The 520-nt window shown below is 71.0% G+C and carries 1 pseudogene; it reads right to left on the bottom strand.

From position 1 onward, the window contains the following. Positions 1 to 179: 179 nt before the first annotated feature. Positions 180 to 520, bottom strand: a pseudogene (locus tag G9H72_RS20815) (hypothetical protein); the annotation flags it as partial.

The raw sequence follows: 520 nt of genomic DNA, 5'->3' as shown, positions 1-520 counted from the left end.
GACTGGCCTACTGGCAGCTGGTCGAGCGGGTGACGCGGCGCGTGACCCTGGTTCGCCGGCAGACGCAGGAGCGGCGCACCGCAGGGTCGCGCGCGACCACGCCGGCATGACGAACGCCCCGTCCGGGGGGACGGGGCGTTCGTCACTGCCTCATGGTCACTGCCTCATGCGGTCAGCGGTCAGCCGTTGGCGTTGCCCTCACCCAGGGCCTCGCAGTCCACCGGACCGGTCAGCGCTGCGCTCGAGATCACGTTCGCGGAGACCCCGCAGATGTTGGCGGCCACGCCGACGGGGACCTGGACGTTGAGGTCCGTGACCGCGATGTTCACGAGACCGCGCTGGCGCGTGTTGTCGGCACCGCCGTCGTTCCGGGTCGCCTCGGCGTCGCCGAAGGCGTTGCAGTCGACCGGGCTGGTGACGCTCGGCCCGCTCAGGGCGTTCACCGCGACGCCGCAGATGTTCGCCGCGATGCCGATCGGCACCTGGATGTTGGTGCTGCTCAGGGACAGGTTGACGAGGC

The sequence above is a fragment of the Motilibacter aurantiacus genome (assembly GCF_011250645.1).
GTDB lineage: Bacteria > Actinomycetota > Actinomycetes > Motilibacterales > Motilibacteraceae > Motilibacter_A > Motilibacter_A aurantiacus.
The sequence above is the reverse complement of the archived record's forward strand: the minus strand, read 5'-3'. Positions and strand labels throughout refer to the sequence as shown.